General features: G+C 70.5%; 21 protein-coding genes and 1 tRNA gene. 7 read left to right on the top strand and 15 right to left on the bottom strand.

Going from position 1 to position 19,821, the window contains the following annotated elements; genetic code table 11:
* Positions 1 to 144 precede the first annotated feature (144 nt).
* Both ACFQRI_RS24830 and ACFQRI_RS24825 read right to left on the bottom strand, forming a co-directional pair.
* Positions 145 to 621 carry a MarR family winged helix-turn-helix transcriptional regulator gene (locus ACFQRI_RS24830; protein WP_380672629.1) on the bottom strand — a complete coding sequence of 159 codons (477 nt, stop codon included), beginning with the start codon at positions 619 to 621 and terminating at the stop codon, positions 145 to 147.
* A 74-nt stretch (positions 622 to 695) separates the two neighbouring features.
* The gene (locus ACFQRI_RS24825) at positions 696 to 1,439 is read right to left on the bottom strand and encodes a pyridoxamine 5'-phosphate oxidase family protein (RefSeq protein ID WP_380672627.1); all 744 of its coding nucleotides are present in this window, start codon (positions 1,437 to 1,439) and stop codon (positions 696 to 698) included.
* Positions 1,440 to 1,800: 361 nt separating this feature from the next.
* On the opposite strand from ACFQRI_RS24825, the gene ACFQRI_RS24820 reads away from it, so the two are divergent.
* The gene (locus tag ACFQRI_RS24820) at positions 1,801 to 2,904 is read left to right on the top strand and encodes an FAD-binding oxidoreductase (protein WP_380672778.1); all 1,104 of its coding nucleotides are present in this window, start codon (positions 1,801 to 1,803) and stop codon (positions 2,902 to 2,904) included.
* Positions 2,905 to 2,978: 74 nt separating this feature from the next.
* Here the strand turns inward: ACFQRI_RS24820 and ACFQRI_RS24815 are convergent, their stop codons facing one another.
* The 8 genes from ACFQRI_RS24815 to ACFQRI_RS24780 form a co-directional block, all read right to left on the bottom strand.
* The gene (locus ACFQRI_RS24815) at positions 2,979 to 3,410 is read right to left on the bottom strand and encodes a heat shock protein transcriptional repressor HspR (RefSeq protein ID WP_380672775.1); all 432 of its coding nucleotides are present in this window, start codon (positions 3,408 to 3,410) and stop codon (positions 2,979 to 2,981) included.
* Between the two features lie 30 nt (positions 3,411 to 3,440).
* On the bottom strand, positions 3,441 to 4,631 hold the full coding sequence (gene dnaJ, locus ACFQRI_RS24810) for a molecular chaperone DnaJ (RefSeq protein ID WP_380672625.1): 1,191 nt from the start codon (positions 4,629 to 4,631) through the stop codon (positions 3,441 to 3,443).
* A gap of 25 nt (positions 4,632 to 4,656) precedes the next feature.
* On the bottom strand, positions 4,657 to 5,340 hold the full coding sequence (gene grpE, locus ACFQRI_RS24805; RefSeq protein ID WP_380672623.1) for a nucleotide exchange factor GrpE: 684 nt from the start codon (positions 5,338 to 5,340) through the stop codon (positions 4,657 to 4,659).
* 17 nt (positions 5,341 to 5,357) lie between these two features.
* Entirely contained in the window at positions 5,358 to 7,223 is a 1,866-nt protein-coding gene (gene dnaK, locus ACFQRI_RS24800) for a molecular chaperone DnaK (RefSeq protein WP_380672621.1), read from the bottom strand.
* A gap of 249 nt (positions 7,224 to 7,472) precedes the next feature.
* A complete protein-coding gene (locus ACFQRI_RS24795; protein ID WP_380672619.1) occupies positions 7,473 to 8,312 on the bottom strand; it encodes a DUF4097 family beta strand repeat-containing protein in 840 nt (279 codons plus the stop codon).
* A gap of 92 nt (positions 8,313 to 8,404) precedes the next feature.
* The gene (locus ACFQRI_RS24790; RefSeq protein WP_380672617.1) at positions 8,405 to 9,010 is read right to left on the bottom strand and encodes a TetR/AcrR family transcriptional regulator; all 606 of its coding nucleotides are present in this window, start codon (positions 9,008 to 9,010) and stop codon (positions 8,405 to 8,407) included.
* Positions 9,007 to 9,333 (bottom strand): DMT family transporter, encoded by a 327-nt coding sequence (locus ACFQRI_RS24785; protein WP_380672615.1) that lies wholly within the window; start codon positions 9,331 to 9,333, stop codon positions 9,007 to 9,009. The genes ACFQRI_RS24790 and ACFQRI_RS24785 overlap by 4 nt, the downstream gene beginning before the upstream one ends.
* Positions 9,334 to 9,410: 77 nt before the next feature.
* Complete coding sequence (locus ACFQRI_RS24780) at positions 9,411 to 9,815, bottom strand: DUF1707 SHOCT-like domain-containing protein (protein ID WP_380672613.1); 405 nt, start codon at positions 9,813 to 9,815, stop codon at positions 9,411 to 9,413.
* A 359-nt stretch (positions 9,816 to 10,174) separates the two neighbouring features.
* On the opposite strand from ACFQRI_RS24780, the gene ACFQRI_RS24775 reads away from it, so the two are divergent.
* Entirely contained in the window at positions 10,175 to 12,403 is a 2,229-nt protein-coding gene (locus ACFQRI_RS24775; RefSeq protein ID WP_380672611.1) for a (Fe-S)-binding protein, read from the top strand.
* A 393-nt stretch (positions 12,404 to 12,796) separates the two neighbouring features.
* Here the strand turns inward: ACFQRI_RS24775 and ACFQRI_RS24770 are convergent, their stop codons facing one another.
* Together ACFQRI_RS24770 and dcd are read right to left on the bottom strand one after the other, a co-directional pair.
* Complete coding sequence (locus ACFQRI_RS24770) at positions 12,797 to 14,203, bottom strand: sugar porter family MFS transporter (protein ID WP_380672609.1); 1,407 nt, start codon at positions 14,201 to 14,203, stop codon at positions 12,797 to 12,799.
* A gap of 273 nt (positions 14,204 to 14,476) precedes the next feature.
* On the bottom strand, positions 14,477 to 15,058 hold the full coding sequence (gene dcd, locus ACFQRI_RS24765; protein ID WP_380672607.1) for a dCTP deaminase: 582 nt from the start codon (positions 15,056 to 15,058) through the stop codon (positions 14,477 to 14,479).
* Between the two features lie 85 nt (positions 15,059 to 15,143).
* Between dcd and ACFQRI_RS24760 the strand changes: the two genes are divergently transcribed.
* From ACFQRI_RS24760 to ACFQRI_RS24745, 4 genes are all read left to right on the top strand, one after another.
* Positions 15,144 to 15,214, top strand: a tRNA-Gly gene (locus tag ACFQRI_RS24760).
* Positions 15,215 to 15,565: 351 nt separating this feature from the next.
* On the top strand, positions 15,566 to 16,396 hold the full coding sequence (locus ACFQRI_RS24755; protein ID WP_380672605.1) for a class I SAM-dependent methyltransferase: 831 nt from the start codon (positions 15,566 to 15,568) through the stop codon (positions 16,394 to 16,396).
* Entirely contained in the window at positions 16,393 to 17,016 is a 624-nt protein-coding gene (locus ACFQRI_RS24750) for a class I SAM-dependent DNA methyltransferase (protein ID WP_380672603.1), read from the top strand. Before ACFQRI_RS24755 ends, ACFQRI_RS24750 begins: the two co-directional genes overlap by 4 nt.
* A 43-nt stretch (positions 17,017 to 17,059) precedes the next feature.
* Positions 17,060 to 17,497, top strand: coding sequence for an SRPBCC family protein (locus ACFQRI_RS24745; RefSeq protein ID WP_380672601.1), 438 nt, complete (start codon positions 17,060 to 17,062; stop codon positions 17,495 to 17,497).
* 51 nt (positions 17,498 to 17,548) lie between these two features.
* Here the strand turns inward: ACFQRI_RS24745 and ACFQRI_RS24740 are convergent, their stop codons facing one another.
* Complete coding sequence (locus ACFQRI_RS24740; protein ID WP_380672599.1) at positions 17,549 to 17,947, bottom strand: SSI family serine proteinase inhibitor; 399 nt, start codon at positions 17,945 to 17,947, stop codon at positions 17,549 to 17,551.
* A 285-nt stretch (positions 17,948 to 18,232) separates the two neighbouring features.
* Positions 18,233 to 18,805, bottom strand: coding sequence for a hypothetical protein (locus tag ACFQRI_RS24735; RefSeq protein ID WP_380672597.1), 573 nt, complete (start codon positions 18,803 to 18,805; stop codon positions 18,233 to 18,235).
* A gap of 96 nt (positions 18,806 to 18,901) precedes the next feature.
* Here ACFQRI_RS24735 and def point away from each other — a divergent pair, with 96 nt between their 5' ends.
* Positions 18,902 to 19,564, top strand: a complete 663-nt coding sequence (gene def / locus ACFQRI_RS24730) for a peptide deformylase (protein ID WP_380672595.1) — start codon at positions 18,902 to 18,904, stop codon at positions 19,562 to 19,564.
* Between the two features lie 34 nt (positions 19,565 to 19,598).
* On the opposite strand, the gene ACFQRI_RS24725 is transcribed toward def, so the two are convergent.
* The coding region (locus ACFQRI_RS24725) for a DnaB-like helicase C-terminal domain-containing protein (RefSeq protein ID WP_380672593.1) at positions 19,599 to 19,821 on the bottom strand (223 nt) is incomplete at its 5' end.

Here is a 19,821-nt window from a genome sequence, read left to right as displayed (position 1 = left end):
TTGCTGAACGCAACCTTATCCCCGTTTGGTTGCAGCACGCAACTTCATGTGGGGTGAGCACCGGCACACGTCCGGGGAGGCCCGGCCGGAGGCCGTCCGGGCCGAACCGGCGCGATCACCCGGCAGCTCCGGCGGAGCCGCGCGTCAGCCCAGGTCGTTGAGCTTGCCCAGCAGGCGCGCGAGATCGGCCAGGTCCTCGGTGCTCCAGGTCGCGAACTGGCCGCTGAGGTGCTTGCGGCGCTCCCCCCTGACCTGGTCCAGGCGCTCGGCGCCGAGATCGGAGAGCTGGATGAGGCGGGCCCGGCCGTCATCGGGATCGGGAACCCGCTCCAGCAGCGCCAGGTCCACCAGCGTCGCGATCTGCCGGGACACGGTGGACTTGTCCAACCTGGTGCGCTCGACCAGGTCCATGGCGCGCAGCGGGCCGTCGGCGGCGACCATCAGCAGCAAGGTGTAGGAGGCCGGGTCGAGGTCCGGGTGCACCAGGGCGGCGACCTGGGTCGAGAGGTTCCGCGCGTTGCGGAACATCATCACCAGCTCGCGTTCGACCTGCTCGGCGGCCTCCCGACGCTCCGGGTCGCCGGAGTCGAAGGGGCCGCTCGTGTTGTCCTGCTCGCTCAAAGAACTCTCCGCCGCCCGGTCCGTTTCACCCCACTCTAGGCAGCGGTGCGCCGATCCGGAGCGGCAGGAGCCCGTCAGGAGGACGAGGCGGTCACCTCGTGCCACGGGCGGGGCTGCCCCTTGGCGCCGAAGTAGTCGCCGCCCTTGCGCTTGGTGTCGTCGGTGCCCCAGTTGCGCTGGCGCAGCACCGGGACCATCCGCGGGATGTGCTTGCGGCAGTGGATGTAGGCCTCCTCGACCTGGACCACCACCCAGCGCTCCGGGGTCCGGCCGCGGTCGAACTCCGAGGGCAGCGCCGGGTAGATCTGCCGCAGGTCGCCGTCCTCGACGATCCGGGCCTTGCCGTTGACGTGCAGGCCGATCAGGTCGGTGACGAAGTCGACCATCAGGATCCCGACGTGCGGGTTCTCGCTGATGTTGCCGAGGCTGGCCATCACGCCGTTGCCCCGGTACTCGGGGTAGCACAGGTGCTGCTCGTCGAGGACCTCGATGAAGCCGGGCGGCCCGGCCCGCAGGCTCGCGTCGCACTCGCCGTGCTTGTCGGAGGTGGCCACGAAGGCCATCTCCATGCGCGCGACGAACTCGCGCATCTCGTCGTTGAGCCGGTCCAGCACCTGGTCGTCGTAGAAGCGACGGGCGCGCTTCTCGGTGCCGTAGGCGGCTTGGAGGAGGTGTTCGCCAGCCGACCCGGGTAGGGCGGGTCGGCGTCCGGCGAACGGGTCGTGCGGCGTTTCGGGGGCGCCGGCTGTCGTGCCGCTCCGTAACGGGCTGATCGCCTTCGGCGATTCCGACGGTTCGGCCATTTCCAGATCGAGCATGGCGGCTGGCGCCACACCTGTCGGGGTTGTGTGATCGGGGGTCACGGCGGAACACAGTGTCATGTCCCCGTCTGTCGTAACAGCGATAGGTACTAGGTTCCCCCGAGAGACTGATGGATTATCTACGTGAAGTAGTTAGAAAACACTCAAACGTGCCATCAAGGCAGACGTCCTGCAAGACTCGGGTTAGGGTCCACCCGTGTCGGGGGACGTTTGCAGGTAGCGGTGCACCACACCCGAAGTGCTTCCGCCAACGTGGAGAAGACTGCGCCCGAACATGACGAACGCCGTACTGAGCCCAGGCCCGCCCCCGAACGAGCCCAACGACTCCGGCTCCGCCGCCGACGACGGCGTGAGCAAGATGGTTCGCCTGATCCGCGAGAGCTTCGCCGTGGTCGAGCCGCACGCCGACGAGGTGGCGAAGTTCTTCTACGGCACGCTGTTCAGCATCGCGCCGCAGACGCGCGACCTGTTCGCGGCGAACATGGAAGTGCAGCGCAGCCGCCTGCTCCGGGCGCTGGTGCACGTCATCCAGATGGTCGACAAGCCCGACGAGCTGCTGCCGTTCCTGCACCAGCTCGGCCGTGACCACCGCAAGTTCGGGGTGGTCAACCAGCACTACGAGGCGGTGGGCACCGCGCTGCTCGCCTCGATCAAGAAGTACGCCGGGGACGCCTGGACCGACCAGGTCGAGCGCGCCTGGGCGGAGTGCTACACGGTGATGGCCTCGGCGATGACCGAAGCGGCCGCCGCCGACGACGGCCCCGCCTGGTACACCGCCGACGTCATCCAGCACGAGCGGCTGAGCTGGGACGTCGCGGTGATCCGGGTGCAGACCGATCACCCGGTGCCCTACGAGGCCGGCCAGTACGTGAGCGTCGAGGTGCCGCAGCGGCCGCGGCTGTGGCGCTACCTCTCGCCGGCCAACGCGCCGAACGAGGACGGGTACATGGAGTTCCACGTCCGATCGGTCGAGGGCGGCTGGGTCAGCCGCGCCATGGTCGGGCACGCCCGCCCCGGCGACCAGTGGCGCATCGGCGCCCCGATGGGCAGGCTGACCGTCGACCGGGAGAACTCCTCCGAGGTGCTCATGGTCGCCGGCGGCACCGGCATCACCCCGATGCGCGCCATCCTCGACGAGCTGGCCCAGTACGGCGAGAACCCGCGGGTCCAGCTGTTCTACGGCGGCCGCACCCGCGAGGACCTCTACGACCTGGAGCACCTGCAGCGGCTCGCCTCGCACAACCCGTGGCTGACGATCACCCCGGTCCTGGAGGAGGACCCGGAGGCCGACGGGGTGGAGCACGGCACGCTGGCCGACGTGGTCTCCCGCTACGGCGCCTGGGAGGACTGGGACGTGCTCATCTCCGGGTCGCCGAACATGATCCGGGCCACCGTGAGCAAGATGCTCGTCGCGGGCACCTCGCTGGACCGGATCCGCTACGACCCGTTCACCCTGGACTAGACGCCCGCCAACGAGACGTCCCCCTGCGCGCCGAGTGCGCGCAGGGGGACGTCTCGTTGAGGAGGAGCTGGAGCTCAGCGCCGCTTGCGGTCGGGTTTCCAGACGACCAGGGCCGTCTCCTGGCGGACCGGGACGAGGTCGCGCCGGTAGGAGGCGTGCACCTGGGCGGCGGCCGCCTCCGCGGCGGCGTGCGCGGCGGCCAGTTCCTCGGTGAGCTCCTGGACCTTGCCGCGCAGCGCGTCGACCTGGTTCTCCAGGTCGATGATGCGCTTGATGCCCGCCAGGTTGACGCCCTCCTCCTGGGAGAGCCGCTGGACCTCGCGCAGCAGCGCGATGTCCCGCAGCGAGTAGCGCCTGCCGCCGGCCTGGGTTCGCCCGGGCGAGACCAGACCGAGCCGGTCGTAGCTGCGCAGCGTCTGCGCGTGCAGCCCGGACAGCTGCGCGGCCACCGAGATCACGAACATCGGCGTTTCCTCGTTGGCACCGGGCGGGAACGTCATCCCCATCCCGGCGTCGGCCGGTCGGCGCACCATCCCTTACCTCCCGAGCAGCTCGTTGAGCTCGCGGCGCGGATCGTGGCCGGCCGTGGCCGCCCGGTAGGCCTCCAGCGCCTCGGCCGCCGCGTCGTCCAACTTGGACGGCACCGCGACCTGCACCGTGACCCGGAGGTCCCCGCTGCCGCTCTTCCTCGCCACGCCCTTGCCGCGCACCCGGAAGGTCCGCCCGCTGGCGGTGCCCGCGGGCACCTTCAGCGAGACCTTCCCGTCCAGGGTCGGCACGGTCAACGTAGTTCCCAGGGCGAGCTCGGGGAAGGTGACCGGCACCGCGATCGTCAGATCATCACCGGATCGTCCGAACACCTGGTGGCCGTTGACGTGCACCACGACGAACAGGTCACCGGCGGGCGCTCCGTTCTTGCCGGGCTCGCCCTGACCGGCCAACCGGATCCGCTGGCCGTCGTCGACCCCGGCGGGCACCCGCACGGTCAGCGTGCGGCTGCGGGTGGCCACGCCCTCGCCCGCGCAGTCCGCGCACGGGCTGTCGATCAGCTTGCCGCTGCCCCGGCAGTCCGGGCAGGGCTCGCTGAACGCGAAGGCGCCCTGGTTGCGGGTGACCAGCCCACCGCCACCGCAGGTGCTGCAGGTGCGCGGCCGGGTGCCCGGCTTGGCGCCGGAACCCTGGCAGGTCTGGCAGGTGGCCGGGCTGGACAGCCGCAGCGGCACCGTGGCCCCGCGCACCGCTTCGGTGAAGTCGATGCGCACCTCGGTCTCCACGTCGGCGCCGCGCCGCGGCCGGTTGGCCGTGGTCGCGCCACCCGCGCCGCCGGGGCGCCGGTTGCCGAACAACCCGCCGAACAGGTCGCCCAGACCGCCGGCTCCGCCGGGCTGCTGCGCACCGCCGAACAGGTCGCCGATGTCGAACCCGCCGGACCCGGGACCGCCGAACCCGCCGCCGCCGAAGCCGCCCTGGCCGCCGCCGAACCCGCCGGAGCCGAACAGCCGACGGGCCTCGTCGTACTGCTTGCGCTTCTCCGAGTCCGACAGCACTCCGTACGCTTCCGAGACGGCCTTGAACTTGGCCTCGGCCTTGGTGTCACCGGGGTTGGCGTCGGGATGGTTCTCCCTGGCCAGCTTCCGGTAGGCCTTCTTGATCTCGTCGCTCGAAGCATCGGAGGAGACGCCCAGCTCGGCGTAGAAATCCTTGTCAAGCCATTCCCTGGCGCTCACCGGACGCTCCTCCTTCCGCCGCCGATCACTCTTGTTCGGTGGACTCGCCGGACTCCGACTCACCGGACTGGGCCTCGCCGGCCGGCTCGTGGTCGGTCACCGCCACCATCGCCGGGCGCAGCACGCGCTCGCCGAAGCGATAACCGCGACGCAGCACCGCGGTCACCGTCGGTCCGGAGACCTCCGGGGAGGTGCTGTGCTGCACCGCCTCGTGCACCGACGGGTCGAACTCGTCGCCCTCGGCGCCGAAGTGCTCCAGGCCTGCCGAGTTCAACGCGCCGACCAGCTTGTCGGCGACCGCCTTGAACGCCCCGGTGAGGTCCCCGTGGGACTCGGCGCGCTCCAGGTCGTCGAGCACCGTCAGCAGCTCGCCGGCGACCGAGGCCTTCGCCGAAGCGATCACCGATTCCCGGTCGCGCTCGACCCGCTTGCGGTAGTTCGCGTACTCCGCGGTCACCCGCTTGAGGTCGGCGGTGAGGTCGTCGACCTGCTTCTGCAGATCGCTCCGCTCGTCCTCCGCCGCGGGCTGTTCGGGCTGCTCGGCCTGCTCGACGCTGTCCTCGTCGAGCGTGCCGGACATGCTTTCGGCCACCTGCGCCTCATCTCCGTTCGGAGCGGGAGTCCGGGGCTGGCCGGTCTCGGGGTCGATGCGCCGCCGATCCCGGACAACCACCGGTTCTTCCTGCTGCTCGCCTTCGTTGCGCGACATCTCGGGCCCGCCCGCGGTCACTTCTTCTTCTCGTCCTCGTCGTCGACGATCTCGGCGTCGACCACGTCGTCGTCCTTGGACTCACCGGCGCCCGCGGCACCGGCGGCGTCCTCACCGGCACCCGCACCGGCAGCGGCGGCACCGGCGTCGGCGTAGAGCGCCTGACCCAGGGCCTGCGACTCGGTGGCCAGCTTCTCGACGGCCGCGGAGATGGCGGACACGTCCTCGCCCTTGAGCGCCTCGTTGACCTCGTCGATCGCGCCGCGGACCTTGTCCTTGGTCTCCTGCGGCAGCTGCTCGTCGTTCTCCTTGAGGACCTTCTCGGTCTGGTAGACCAGCGACTCGGCCTGGTTGCGGGCCTCGGCCTCCTCGCGGCGCTTCTTGTCCTCCTCGGCGTGCGCCTCGGCGTCGGAGACCATCCGGTCGATGTCCTCCTTCGGCAGCGCGGAGCCGCCGGTGATGGTCATCGACTGCTCCTTGCCGGTGCCCTGGTCCTTGGCGTTGACGTGCACGATGCCGTTGGCGTCGATGTCGAAGGTGACCTCGATCTGCGGCACGCCGCGCGGGGCCGGCGGCAGGCCGGTCAGCTCGAACATGCCGAGCTTCTTGTTGTGCGCGGCGATCTCGCGCTCGCCCTGGAAGACCTGGATCTGCACCGAGGGCTGGTTGTCGTCGGCCGTGGTGAAGGTCTCCGAGCGCTTGGTCGGGATCGTGGTGTTGCGCTCGATCAGCTTGGTCATGATGCCGCCCTTGGTCTCGATGCCCAGGGACAGCGGGGTGACGTCGAGCAGCAGGACGTCCTTGACCTCGCCGCGCAGCACGCCGGCCTGCAGCGAGGCGCCGACCGCGACGACCTCGTCGGGGTTGACGCCCTTGTTCGGCTCCTTGCCGCCGGTCAGGTCCTTGACCAGGTCCGACACGGCCGGCATGCGGGTGGAACCGCCGACCATCACCACGTGGTCGATCTCGGACACCTTGATGCCCGCGTCGCGGATGACCGCCTCGAACGGCTTCTTGCAGCGCTCCAGCAGGTCGGAGGTGATCCGCTGGAACTCGGCCCGGGACAGCGTCTCGTCCAGGAACAGCGGGTTCTTGTCCGCGTCCACGGTGATGTAGGGCAGGTTGATGTTGGCCTGCGAGGAGCTGGACAGCTCGATCTTGGCCTTCTCCGCGGCTTCCTTGATCCGCTGCATGGCCATGCGGTCCTTGGTCAGGTCGATGCCCGAGGAGGACTTGAACTTCTCGACCAGCCACTCGACGATGCGCTCGTCCCAGTCGTCACCACCGAGGTGGTTGTCACCGGAGGTGGCGCGGACCTCGACGACGCCCTCGCCGATCTCCAGCAGCGAGACGTCGAAGGTGCCGCCGCCGAGGTCGAAGACCAGGATCGTCTGCTCGGCCTCGCCCTTGTCCAGGCCGTAGGCCAGCGCGGCCGCGGTCGGCTCGTTGACGATGCGCAGCACGTCGAGGCCGGCGATCTGACCGGCCTCCTTGGTGGCCTGCCGCTGCGCGTCCTCGAAGTAGGCCGGCACGGTGATGACCGCGTCGGTGACCTCCTCGCCCAGGTAGGCCTCGGCGTCGCGCTTCAGCTTCATCAGGACCCGCGCGGAGATCTCCTGCGGCGTGTAGTCCTTCTCGTCGATGCCGACCTTCCAGTCGGTGCCCATGTGGCGCTTGACCGACCGGATCGTCCGGTCGACGTTGGTGACCGCCTGGTTCTTGGCGGGCTGACCGGTGAGGATCTCGCCGTTCTTCGCGAAGGCGACGATGGACGGCGTGGTCCGCGAGCCCTCGGAGTTGGCGATCACCGTCGACTCACCGCCCTCCAGGACGGAAACGACAGAGTTGGTCGTCCCCAGGTCGATACCGACCGCTCGCGCCATTGGTGATTCCTCCAGTACTCGATCCATCCGCTCAACGCCGGTTCGGGCGATTGAGCCTTGCTCGCTCAAGTTTTACCCACTGCGGCCACGCACCGTCAAACGGCCTTGAGCGAGATCCACTCAAGCTTTCTGCCAGGTCAACGCCTGACCAGCGAAGATGGTTCCCGCCTGTGGTGCGGGAGACACCTCGCCCTTTTTCATCAGGAGTCCCCGAGCGCTGCGCTCGGGGACTCCTGATGAAAAAGGGCCTCAGCCCTCGTCCGCGGCGACCCGGATGCCCCCGCTGCCGGTGGAGAGCTCGAGCCGCCGGTCGGCGTCCGGGTCCCTGACGACGCCGATGTCGACGTCGCGGCTGCCGGTCTCGGAGTCCACCCGGTAGCGGTCCGGCGGCACGGTCACCTCGATCCGGCCCGACCCGGTGGACAGCTCCGCCTCGCGCGGCCCGGTCAGCCCCAGGTCGACCCCGCCGGAGCTGCTGCGCGCGCGGACCCGCTCCCCGGCGATGTCGTCGCCGCGGATCTGCCCGCTGCCGGTGCGCGCCCGCAGGTCACCGCCGATCGACGCCAGCTCGATCTGCCCGGATCCGCTGCGCACCTGCACCGGCCCGCGCGCGTCGCGCACCGCGATCGAGCCGGAGCCGGTGCGCGCGTCCACCGAGCGCTGGACGCCGGTGGCCTCGATCCCGCCGGAGCCGACCTCGACCCGCACCGAGCGCATGCCGGTCACGTGCACGTCCCCCGACCCGACGTGCCCGTCGACCGGCACGGCCGCGGGCAGCACCACGTCGTACTCCACGCTGCACCACCAGCCGCAGTCGCCGTCGAGCACCAGCGTCCCGCCGTCGACCCGGTGCTCGGGCGCCTCCCGGCCGAACAACCCCCAGCGGCGCACGGTCTGCTCCACGTCACCGGTGCCGCCCGGCTCGTGGCGGATGCGCACGTCGCCGGAGCGGCCGTCGATGCGCACCCGCTCCACCCCGGTCACCGGCGTGGAGCGCCCCTCGGCGGAGTCCGGCGTCCCCCAGGTCAGCACCGCACCCCCGATCAGCACCAGGGCGGCTCCGCCGACCGCCAACGCCACGCGACTCATCGCTGCCCCCAATGAAGTCCGCCAACAGCACCTCGAGCGTATGCCCGGCGCCGCGGCGCCCCATCGGGGAAAACCCCCGACGAGTCCCGGACTCACCCCCTGGGCGGAGCCGTCCCGAGGTGGTCGTGCGGGCGCATCAGGAACCGCAGCACCGGTTCCAGCTCGTCGGCGCGGGGCGGCTCGTCGGCGATCAGCGCCTGCAGGAACAGCCCGTCCAGGCCGGCCAGGAAGGCGCGCGCGACGGGATCCTCACCGGCCCGCCCCTCGCTGACATCGCCGCGCAGCACCTCCAGCCAGCGGCGCGCGGCCGGGCGCAGCGCCGGGCGCCGGGCCGCGAGCAGGTAGAGCTCGTACTCGGCCAGGGTGCGCTCGCGGTGGTCCCGCACGGTTTCGGCGATCATCTCGGCGACCGCGCGCGGCCACTGCGAGCTCTCCCGGACCCGCTCGCGGGTCTCGTCGAGCTTGGCCAGCAGCAGCTCGCAGCTGTCCAGCAGGCTGGCCACCAGCAGGTCGTCGATGCCGTTGAAGTAGTAGGCGATGGAGGCGGGGGGCACCTCGGCCTCGCGGGCGACGTTGCGGTGGCTGACCGCTCCGATGCCCTCGCGGGCGATCACCCGCAGCGTCGCGTCGAGGATCGCCCGGCGGCGGCGTTCGCCCTTGAGCCGGCGGCCGTCGGTGATCTCCTCCGCAGCGGTCAATGCGCACTCCCCATTTCCAGCGCCACCACGCCGCCGATGATGAGCGCGAGCCCCACCACCTGCACGACGCTGAAGGACTCGCCCAGGAAAACAGCCCCGATGATGGCCACCAGCGCCACCCCCGCGCCGGACCAGATCGCGTAGACCACCCCGACCGGCAGGCCGAGCTTGAGCACCCACGACAGCGCCACGAACGCGGCGCCGTAGCCCACCACGACCAGCGCCGAGGGCAGCGGCCTGGAGAAGCCCTCGGAGAGCTTGAGCGACACGGTCCCCAGCACCTCGCTGCAGATCGCCCCGGCCAGCAGCAGGAAGACCACCACGCACCTCCAAGAAAGTTGAACGTTCGCCCTAGTTCTCGCCCGGACGAGTTCCCGGGTCGCCCGGGAACGGATTCCGGCTAGTCCTGCTTGCCGCAGCCGCCGATCATGCCGGCGACGTTGACGGCGGCCCAGATGCCCATCGGGATGATCGGCCAGAAGAACAGCGGCCCGCCGCTGGCGATCGAGGTGACGATCCAGATCGCGACCAGGACGAACGACACGCCCGCCCAGGACCGCCACTCCTTGGCCAACTTCTCCTCGCGCTCGGCGACCTCCGGCGGCGTCGCCGGCGCCGGCGCGGGCAGATCAGCGGTCAGCGGACCGAGCTCCCCGACGGTAGTCGCGGCGTAGGCCTGCCGCAGCCGGTCGTCGTACTCGGCCAGGTTCAGCCGGCCCTCGTCCAGCGCGCCCCGCAGCCGCTCGGCGACCCGCTCCCGGTCGGCATCGGAGGCCCGCATCGCCCCCTCGTCCAGCTCGGCCATGTGCCCACCCCCAAGTGCGCGAGACCGGAGACGCCCGCTCCGATCAGCGGAGTGGCGAAAATCGCACCCCTTCTAGTCAGTTTGCCCGGCCCGCCGCCGCGACAACAGCACTTCGGCCGAATCGCCCACGCCTTCAGCAGCGACGATCCGGACAGCCCGAGCTCGACGCCCCCTGCGCGACGCGCTCGCCGCGAACCCGACGGTACCCGAAACATGAACGATTGCCCAACTAGTTTTTCGCTCAGCGGTCTCGCAGAATCACCGACTGTTCCCGACACGCCCCGGCCCCCATGGTTACCAGTGGGTAACAGGGCGTACGCTCCCCAAACGGACAACACCCGAAACAGGAGGCCGCGAGCATGGGTGCTGTACAGATCACGCTCGGCACGATCTCGGTCGTGCTGGGCGTCGTCGCGTGGGGCATGTTCGCCAAGACGATCGCCCAATTCGTGCGGATCATCCGCCTGGGACAGCCGGACGGCACCCGGAACGGCCCGGTGCTGGACCGCTTGGCCACGCTGGTCAAGGAGTTCGCCGCGCACACCCGCATGAACAAGTTCCGCCACGTCGGGGTGTGGCACTGGCTGGTGATGTGGGGCTTCCTGCTCGGCTCGCTCGCCCTGTTCGAGGCCTACGGCGAGGTGTTCGTCCCGACCTGGGGCTGGCCGATCCTCGACCACCTGGCGATCTACCACCTGCTGATGGAGATCCTGGGCGTCGGCACGGTGGTCGGCATCCTCGTGCTGATGGCGATCCGCCAGGCCAACCACCCGCGCCGCGCGGGCCGGGTCTCCCGGTTCCAGGGCTCGAACATGGCCTGGGCCTACTTCATCGAGCTCGTGGTGCTCATCGAGGGCGTCGGCATCATCGGCGTCCGCGCGGGCAAGGCCGCGCTGGGCGTGCACGACATGCCGCTGTGGGCCGAGTTCGCCTCCGCGCCGCTGGGCGCCCTGCTGCCCGCCAGCCCGAACCTGGTGTCGGTGTTCGCGTTCGTCAAGCTGATGAGCGCCACCGTCTGGCTGATCGTGGTCGCCCGCACCATGACGATGGGCGTTGCCTGGCACCGCTTCAGCGCGTTCTTCAACATCTACTTCAAGCGCGAGGACGACGGCGACGTCGCCCTCGGCGCGGTCAAGCCGATGATGTCCGGCGGCAAGCCGCTGGACTTCGAGGAGGCCGACCCGGACGAGGACGTCTTCGGCGCGGGCAAGGTCGAGGACTTCTCCTGGAAGGGCTGGCTGGACTTCACCACCTGCACCGAGTGCGGTCGCTGCCAGTCGCAGTGCCCGGCCTGGAACACCGGCAAGCCGCTGTCGCCGAAGCTGATGATCACCCAGCTGCGCGACCACGCCTACGCCAAGGCCCCGTACCTGCTGGCCGGCGGCCAGAAGGACATGGCCGGCGACGAGGTCGGCATCACCGGCGACGGCGCCGAGGAGAAGCTCGCCAAGATCGACGCGCTGGCGCTGGCCGAGGCCGAGCGCCCGCTGGTCGGCGGCCCGGAGGAGATGGGCGTCATCGACCCCGAGGTCCTGTGGGCCTGCACCTCCTGCGGCGCCTGCGTCGAGCAGTGCCCGGTGGACATCGAGCACGTCGACCACATCGTCGACATGCGCCGCTACCAGGTCATGATCGAGTCGAACTTCCCGACCGAGCTCGGCGGGATGTTCAAGAACCTGGAGAACAAGGGCAACCCCTGGGGCCAGAACGCCAAGGACCGGCTGGCCTGGACCGAGGAGCTGGACTTCGAGGTCCCGGTCTTCGACGGCGAGCTCGCCGAGGACGACGAGTACCTGTTCTGGGTCGGCTGCGCCGGCGCCTTCGAGGACCGCGCCAAGAAGACCACCCAGGCCGTCGCCGAACTGCTGCACATGGCCGGCGTGAAGTACAAGGTGCTCGGCCCGGAGGAGTCCTGCACCGGTGACCCGGCCCGCCGCGCGGGCAACGAGTTCATCTTCCAGATGATGGCCCAGCAGAACGTCGAGGTGCTCAACTCGGTGTTCGAGGACCGCGAGCCCGGCAAGCGCAAGATCGTCGCGACCTGCGCGCACTGCTTCAACAGCCTCGCCAACGAGTACTCCGAGCTCGGCGGTGACTACGAGGTCGTGCACCACACCCAGCTGCTGAACAAGCTGGTCCGGGAGAAGCGCCTGACCCCGGTCGCCCCGGTCGCCGAGGACGTGACCTACCACGACCCCTGCTACCTGGGCCGGCACAACAAGGTCTACACCCCGCCGCGCGACCTGGTCGGCGCCGCGGGCGCGACCTTCCGGGAGATGCCGCGGCACGAGGAGCGCTCCATGTGCTGCGGCGCCGGTGGCGCCCGGATGTGGATGGAGGAGCGCATCGGCAAGCGGGTCAACCTGGAGCGCACCGACGAGGCACTCGGCACGGCCCCGTCGAAGATCGCCACCGGTTGCCCGTTCTGCAAGGTGATGCTCTCCGACGGCGTGACCACGCGGAAGAGCGAGAAGGCCGCCAGCGAGGACGTCGAGGTCGTCGACGTCGCCCAGCTGCTGCTCAACGCGGTCAAGCGCGGCGACGGCAACAACCAGCAGGCCGAGGCCGAGGAAACCACCCCGGCCTGACCCGGCCCCGACCCGACGCGAAGGGCGCCTCCCCACCCGGGGAGGCGCCCTTCGCGCGTCCACACCCCCAAACCCCCGAATCACCTCCCAATCGGGGCCCGGAATGGGAGGCAAATCCGTGTCGTGGTTCCGACGGTTTTCGGAGGAGGAGCGGGTCGGGTGTCGTTCGCCCGGGCGAACCGCCGGGGAGTCGTGCGGGTTCCGCCAGGGGTGAGGTGGTCATGGGGCGAAGGCGATGGCGGTGGGCTGATGCCGGGCGGTGGGCTGATGCCGCCGGAGGTGATTGCGCCGTTGAGGATGCCGGTGGGGCGGTGGGAGTGCGGTGTTGCGGGCGGGAAGCAGACGAGGGCGCCTCCGCGGTGCGGGGGCGCCCTCGTCGGTGCGGGGAGCGGGTCAGCTGCCCATCTCCTCCAGGGAGCGGCCGTTGGTCTCCTTCAGGTACTTGACCACGAACACCACCGAGAGCGCGGCGAACGCGGCGTAGATGAAGTACGTGACCGGCAGGTTCCAGTCCCGCATGCTCGGGAAGCTCACCGTCACCAGCCAGTTCGCCACCCAGTTGGTCGCGGTGCCCACCGCGAGCGCGGCGGCCCGGATGCGCGCCGGGAACATCTCGCCCAGCAGCACCCACATCACCACGCCCCAGGAGGCGGCGAAGAACAGCACGAAGGCGCTCGCCGAGATCAGCGCGACCACGCCCCACTGGAAGGGCAGCTGCGCGTCCTCGCCGACGACCTCGGCGAAGCTGAAGGCCCAGCCGGTCACCGCCAGCGACACCGTCATGCCGACCGAACCGATCACCAGCAGCGGCTTGCGCCCGATCTTGTCCACCAGCGCGATGGCCACGAAGGTGCCGATGATGTTCACGATCGAGGTGAACAGGCTCAGCAGCAGCGAGCTGCTCTCGTCGATGCCGACCGAGTGCCACAGCGACGACGAGTAGTAGAAGATCACGTTGATCCCGACGAACTGCTGCAGCGCCGCGATCGCCATGCCGACCCACACGATCGGCAGCATCCCGAACTTGCCCTTGAGGTCGCTGAGCTTCGGCTTGCGCTCGCCGAGCGCCTCCTGGATCTCGGCGACCTTGGCCGCCGGGTCACCCGAGTCGACCTGCGCGAGCACCTCGCGCGCCCGTTCGAGCCTGCCCGCCGCGACCAGGTAGCGCGGCGATTCCGGGATCGACGAGGCGACCACCAGGTAGATCACGGCCGGGACCGCGGCCACGCCCAGCATCCACTGCCAGGCCTGGAGCGGCCCCAGCATCCCGGAGGCGCTGCCCCCGGCGGACGCCGCCAGCGCGTAGTTGACCAGCTGCGAAACGGCGATGCCGAGCACGATCGCCAACTGCTGCAACGAGGCGAGCCGACCGCGGTAGGCCGCGGGCGCGACTTCGGCGATGTAGGCAGGGGCGATCACCGAGGCGATGCCGATCGCGACGCCGCCGACGACGCGCCAGATCGCCAGGTCCCAGATCGCGAACGGCAGGGCCGAGGCGACGGCGCTGATGATGAACAGCACGGCCGCCAGCTGCATGACGCGGATCCGGCCGACCCGGTCGGCCAACCAGCCCGCGATGCCGGCGCCGATCGCCGAGCCCAGCAGCGCCGAGGAGACGGTCAACCCGATCAGCGCCGAACCGACGCCGAAGTGCTGCTGGATCGCATCCACACCGCCGTTGATCACGGAGGTGTCGTAGCCGAACAGGAATCCGCCGAGAGCCGCAGCCCCGGCGATCATCACCACGTGCCCGAGGTGCTCGGTGGGGGCTCCCGAGGCACGCGACTGCAATGCGGACATCGAATTCTCCCGCTGCCCGCGCGCCGATCCGCCCCGTTGCGGGATCGTTCCAGAGCGCCGGGCGCAGGGATCGTAAGTTCTTAACCCACCACTTGCCTTGCACGATTCAGGGTGAGCTGCCTCACCGTTCGGTGAAACCCCTGGAAACGGCCTTCACCTGGTAAAACGTCACATTCACGGGGAACGCGCAACGTCATCGGGCGGATGCGGAACGAAAGCATCCGCGGGCGGAAAGACCCCTTCGGGATAGATGCTCCGCTTTGCCCGGAACGGCTAGCGGCGCGTGTCGGTGGTCTTGAAGTTGCGGTGCGCGCGCGAGGGCGTCGGACCGCGCTGACCCTGGTAGCGCGAACCGGCCTCCTTGGACCCGTACGGGAAGTCGGCCGGGCTGGAGAGCCGGAACAGGCACAGCTGCCCGATCTTCATCCCGGGCCACAGCGTGATCGGCAGGTTCGCCACGTTGGACAGCTCGAGCGTGATGTGCCCGCTGAAGCCCGGGTCGATGAACCCGGCGGTCGAGTGCGTCAGCAACCCGAGCCGCCCCAGCGAGGACTTGCCCTCCAGCCGACCGGCCAGGTCGTCCGGCAGGTTCACCGCCTCGAAGGTCGACCCCAGCACGAACTCGCCCGGGTGCAGCACGAACGGGTACTCGTTGGGGACCTCGACCAGCGAGGTCAGCTCGTCCTGCTGCTCCGACGGGTCGATGTGGGTGTACCGGGTGTTGTCGAAGACCCGGAAGAAGCGGTCCAGCCGCACGTCGATGCTCGACGGCTGGATCATCGACGCGTCGAACGGATCCAGTTCGAGGCGGCCGTCGTCCAGCTCTTTACGCAGGTCCCGATCACTCAGCAGCACAGGACAAGGGTATCGGCCGGGGGCCTCGCGATCTTCGTCGCCCACCGTGTTAAGCTACCGCCGTCGATCGCCACAGGTCGACGCTGCGGATGTAGTTCAATGGTAGAACATCAGCTTCCCAAGCTGAGAACGCGGGTTCGATTCCCGTCATCCGCTCAGAACACGAAGGCCCAGGTCAGGAGCTTGATCCGCTCCGCCTGGGCCTTCGTCGCGTCCGGGGCGCTCAGCGGGACCAACAACACGGGGTGCTCATCCCTCGCCCTCCGGCGGCTCCCGGTGGTGCGCCGCACCACGCGATCGAGCACCCGACGGGTTCGCCACCCGCGCGAACCCGTCGTGCACCCCGCGCTCGTCGTCCCGGCTCAGCTCACCACCGCAGCGAGTGCAGCACCGGCGACGCCGTCCACGCGAACAACTCGGTCGCCGGCGGCCCGGGTGTCGTTCTCTCCGCGCCCTCGGCGCCGTCCCGTCATCATGGGCCCGTACCTGCGGGGAACGGAGCGAAGCATGACCGGGACCGAGTACTCGCTGGGGCACGACGACCCCGAAGTCCGGCGCCTGCTGCTGCAGGGTCGGCTCTACGCCGAGCACACCGACCGCGCGCTGCGGCTCGCCGGAATCGCGCCCGGCATGCGCGTGCTCGACGTCGGCTGCGGGCCGGGCGACGTCTCGCTGGCCGCCGCGCGCGTCGTCGGGCCGACCGGCTCGGTCACCGGCGTCGACGCGACCCCCGGCATCCTCGACGTCGCCGAGCGCCGGGCCGCCGAGCACGACCTGCCCAACGTCGAGTTCCGCAGCGAGAACATCGCCGAGCTCAGCGCCGACCGCCCCTACGACGCGGTCGCCGGACGGCTCATCCTGATGCACCTGCCGGACCCGGCCACCACCGTCGAGCACCTCGCCGGGCTCGTGCGCACCGGCGGCGTGGTGACCTTCCAGGAGTTCGAGCTCACCGCCTCGCGCACCGCCCCGCCGATGCCGCTGATCGACCGCATCGGCGACCTCACCCGGCAGAGCTTCCGGGCCCTCGGCGTCAGCACGGAGATGGGTACCTCGCTGCACCGGGTGTTCCGCCGCGCGGGCCTCGCCGATCCGCGGATGAACCTGAGCGGCCCGCTCGGCGCCGCCACCGCGCCGGAGCTCACCGAGTTCGTGGCGGACCTCTGGCGGACGGTGCTGCCCATCGCGCAGCGCCTCGGCCTCGACGTCGACGGGCTCACCGACCCCGATGCGATCCCCGAACGGATGCGCGCCGAAGCCGGACCGGACACCGTCGTCGTGCTGCCCCCGCTGATCAGCGCCTGGTCGACGGTGCGGGGCACTAGCCTGCGCGCGTGATCGATCACCGCACCGTGAGCTCCTACGACGTCATCGCCGACGACTACGCCGAGAGCTTCGCCGCCGAACTAGCCGAAAAGCCCGTCTGGCGAGCGATGCTGCACGTCCTCGCCGAGACCACCACCGGCCCCGTCGCCGACATCGGCTGCGGGACCGGGCACAGCACCGCGTTCCTGCACCGGCTCGGCGCGGAGGTCTCCGGCATCGACCCCTCCACCGGGATGCTCGACACCGCCCGCCGCCTGCACCCCGGCCTGCGCTTCGAGCTCGGCTCGATGACCGCGCTGGACCTGCCGGAGCGGTCGCTGGGCGGGATCCTGGCCGGCTACTCGATCATCCACCTCGAACCCGCCGACCTGCCCGCCGCGTTCGCCGAGTTCCACCGCGTGCTGCTCCCCGGCGGGAACCTGCTGCTGGCCTTCCAGATCGGGGAACGGCCCCTGCACCTCACCGAAGCCTTCGGCCACGACGTCGACCTCACCTTCCACCGGCACAGCCCGCGGCACGTCGAGGCGCTGCTCGCCGACGCCGGGATGGAGGTGGTCGCCGCGCTCGAACGCGCAGCCGACCCGGGCGAACGCACCCCGCACGCGCACCTGCTGGCCCGCAAACCCCGCTGAAAAGAGGTACCGCCGCGCACGCGGTCGTGCTTGCATCGCTCGGGTGGACACCGTCGTCATCGCGCAGCGCGAGATCGCCGCCGCGAGCTCGCGGATCTTCGAGCTCATCGCCGACCCCGCGCAGCAACCCCGCTGGGACGGCAACGACAACCTCGGAGAAGCCCAGCCCGGCCAGCGGGTCCGCGCGGTCGGCGAGGTCTTCACCACGACCCTGACCCGCGGAAGCCTCCGGGAGAACCACGTGGTCGAGTTCGAGGAGGGACGCCGGATCGCCTGGCGCCCCTCCGAACCCGACCGCCCGCAACCCGGGCACCTGTGGCGCTGGGAGCTGGAACCCGTCGACGCGACCCGCACCCTGGACACGCACACCTACGACTGGTCCCGGCTCACCGACGAGAACCGGCTGCCGCGCGCTCGCGCGACGACCGCGCGCAACCTGCGGGCCTCGCTGGACCGCCTCGCCCAGCTCGTCGAGGGCTGAGCTCGTCGGGAGGCGCGGCGTCGACCCCCGTCGCAGGTGCGGGCTCGGCGGTCAGAAGTCGAAGACCGCCCCGGTCCGGGTCTCCAGCACGCACGGGTTCTCGTAGGTCTGGGTGAACTCGACCTTCCGGCCCTTCCAGGTGCCCGTCATCGTCGCCTTCACCGGGCGGTACTCCAAGGTGCAGGCGCGCATCGGGGCGCTGATCGCCTGGACGTTGCCGTGCGCCTTCTCCAGGTCGGCGCAGGCGCGGACGGCGTTCCGGTGCGGGCCGCCCGCCGGGTGGCAGTTGAGCACGGTCTGCTGGTGCTTTCCGATGTTTCCGGTCTCGGTCGACAGGTGCAGCACGCTGGGGCCCTGCGGCGCGGCGCCGACCGCCGAGGCGCCGGCCAGCAGGCTTCCGGCGACGAGGGCGGACGAGAGCAGGGCACGACCGGTGAGATGAGCGAACACGGGTCTCGATCCTTTCGAGAGGATTCAACTCGGGGAAGCGGCCTCGCGGAACGCACCTTTCCGCAGGGGAAGGGAATCCGCAGCGCAGGAGTAGCCCATCCGGGAACCACTCGATCTCCCCCGCGCGGTGATCACGCCACACGCTAATCGGTCACCCGCAGTGGAATCGCTTAGCCCAAAAGGGTTTGGGGCGCACCAGGAACCTCATTCGGAAGGGTGAAGGATCAGGCCTTCTTGCACGGGACGTCCCCGAAATCGCCGCGTGCTGGGTTTCTTCGAACGAGTTCAGCCCTGCTCCGCGTCGTCCGGTTCGGGCAGCAGGGGGAACAGCCGGGCGATGAGAGCCACCGGCCGAGCGTCGTCGGGTCGGGCCAACGGGCGTTGCTCGCGGTCCCGATAGGGCGCGAGCACCGCGCGGATCGCCTCCGCTACCCGCTCCACTTCGTCCGGTGTCAGGTGGGCGACCGCGCTGAAGGCCTCGTCGCGGCGCCACGTCTCGGGGACCTGGTCGCGCCGGGCCAGCCAACGCCGCCAGCTCTCGTCCTCCAGACCTCGGGCCAGGTCGCCGAAGTCCTCGCCGGTCGGCGCGTCCTCGACCGGGTGCTCGCGCCGCAGGCGCCACGGCCGAGCGCGCCCGCCGGCGCGCGGGGCTTCCTCGATGCGCCCGAACCGCGCCAGCTGCCGCAGGTGGAACGAGCAGAGCCCGGAGCTGTAGCCGAGCCGTGCGGCGGCCTCGGTGGCGGTGGCGGTGCCGACCTCGGCCAGCAGGTCCAGCAGGGCCGTGCGGACCTCGTGCTCGCGCAGTTCGACCGGTCCTGGCGTCCGCCCGCCCGGGGCATCGAGCTCGTCCTCCGTCACTTTGCAAAGTTTGCTAGTTTGCAAAGTACTTGGCAAGCGGTGGCCCGCGCTGCGGTGACCTCCGCGACATCTGCGGCGCGAGAAGAGGAGGCCGCCATGCCCGTTCGCCGCGAACCGCTCGGCTTCACCGACCGACGCGTCCGGTTGCGAGGCCGCCCCGTCGACGGCCATCCCGCGCTCCCGCCCGAGGCGGAGCGGGGCTCGGTTCGCCGGATCACCGTGGTCGGCGAGGAGGTGCTGAGCCGCCCGTGCCGGGAGGTGGCCGAGTTCGGGACCGCGGAGCTGTCCGCGCTGATCGACGACATGTTCCTGACCATGCACGTGGCCGACGGCGCCGGTCTGGCCGCCAACCAGGTGGGCGTGGACCTGCAGCTGTTCGTGTACGACTGCCCGGACGACCGCGGGATCCGGCACGTCGGCCACCTCGTCAACCCGGTCCTGGAGCTCCCCGGTCCGGGCGAGCGCCGACTGCTCGAGGACTTCGAGGGCTGCCTGTCCGTTCCCGGCGCGAGCACGACGGTCCCCCGCACGGATCGCGCCGTCGCCCGCGGTTTCGACAAGGACGGCAACCCGCTGGTCATCGAAGGAACGGGCTACTTCGCGCGGTGCCTGCAGCACGAGACCGACCACGTCCTCGGACGCACCTACCTCGACCGGCTCCCCGCGCGGGACCGGAAGGAGGTGCTGCGGCAGATGGAGCACAACCGCGAGGACGTCTTCGCCCGCCGCGCGGCCAAAGCCGCCCACCTGGGTCGGTGACCCTCGCGGTTCCCCGGTCAGGAGGGGGAGGGCCTCACTCCTGGGCCATGTCGACGAAGCGGCTGTAGTGCAGCTGGTGGGCGACCGTGACCGTGGAGGTGGGGCCGGCTCGGTGCTTGGCCAGCATCAGGTCGGCCTCGCCCATGCGGGGGTCGTCGCGCTCGAAGGCGTCCGGGCGGTGGATCAGGATGACCATGTCGGCGTCCTGCTCCAGGGAGCCGGACTCGCGGAGGTCGGACAGCTGCGGCTTCTTGTCG

Source organism: Saccharopolyspora griseoalba (assembly GCF_042665275.1).
Classification (GTDB): domain Bacteria; phylum Actinomycetota; class Actinomycetes; order Mycobacteriales; family Pseudonocardiaceae; genus Saccharopolyspora; species Saccharopolyspora griseoalba.
This window is presented reverse-complemented; position numbering and strand designations above follow the sequence as displayed.

What these genes read in the sequence shown, in the direction of transcription:
- ACFQRI_RS24820 (WP_380672778.1), top strand. Translation starts at nt 1,801, where the DNA reads ATGGTTCGCCTGATCCGCGAGAGCTTCGCCGTGGTCGAGCCGCACGCC.
- grpE (WP_380672623.1), bottom strand. Translation starts at nt 5,340, where the DNA reads ATGTCGCGCAACGAAGGCGAGCAGCAGGAAGAACCGGTGGTTGTCCGG.
- ACFQRI_RS24795 (WP_380672619.1), bottom strand. Translation starts at nt 8,312, where the DNA reads ATGAGTCGCGTGGCGTTGGCGGTCGGCGGAGCCGCCCTGGTGCTGATC.
- ACFQRI_RS24770 (WP_380672609.1), bottom strand. Translation starts at nt 14,203, where the DNA reads ATGTCCGCATTGCAGTCGCGTGCCTCGGGAGCCCCCACCGAGCACCTC.
- ACFQRI_RS24815 (WP_380672775.1), bottom strand. Translation starts at nt 3,410, where the DNA reads ATGGGGATGACGTTCCCGCCCGGTGCCAACGAGGAAACGCCGATGTTC.
- def (WP_380672595.1), top strand. Translation starts at nt 18,902, where the DNA reads ATGCCCGTTCGCCGCGAACCGCTCGGCTTCACCGACCGACGCGTCCGG.
- ACFQRI_RS24825 (WP_380672627.1), bottom strand. Translation starts at nt 1,439, where the DNA reads ATGCTCGATCTGGAAATGGCCGAACCGTCGGAATCGCCGAAGGCGATC.
- ACFQRI_RS24780 (WP_380672613.1), bottom strand. Translation starts at nt 9,815, where the DNA reads ATGGCCGAGCTGGACGAGGGGGCGATGCGGGCCTCCGATGCCGACCGG.
- ACFQRI_RS24775 (WP_380672611.1), top strand. Translation starts at nt 10,175, where the DNA reads ATGGGTGCTGTACAGATCACGCTCGGCACGATCTCGGTCGTGCTGGGC.
- dnaK (WP_380672621.1), bottom strand. Translation starts at nt 7,223, where the DNA reads ATGGCGCGAGCGGTCGGTATCGACCTGGGGACGACCAACTCTGTCGTT.
- ACFQRI_RS24755 (WP_380672605.1), top strand. Translation starts at nt 15,566, where the DNA reads ATGACCGGGACCGAGTACTCGCTGGGGCACGACGACCCCGAAGTCCGG.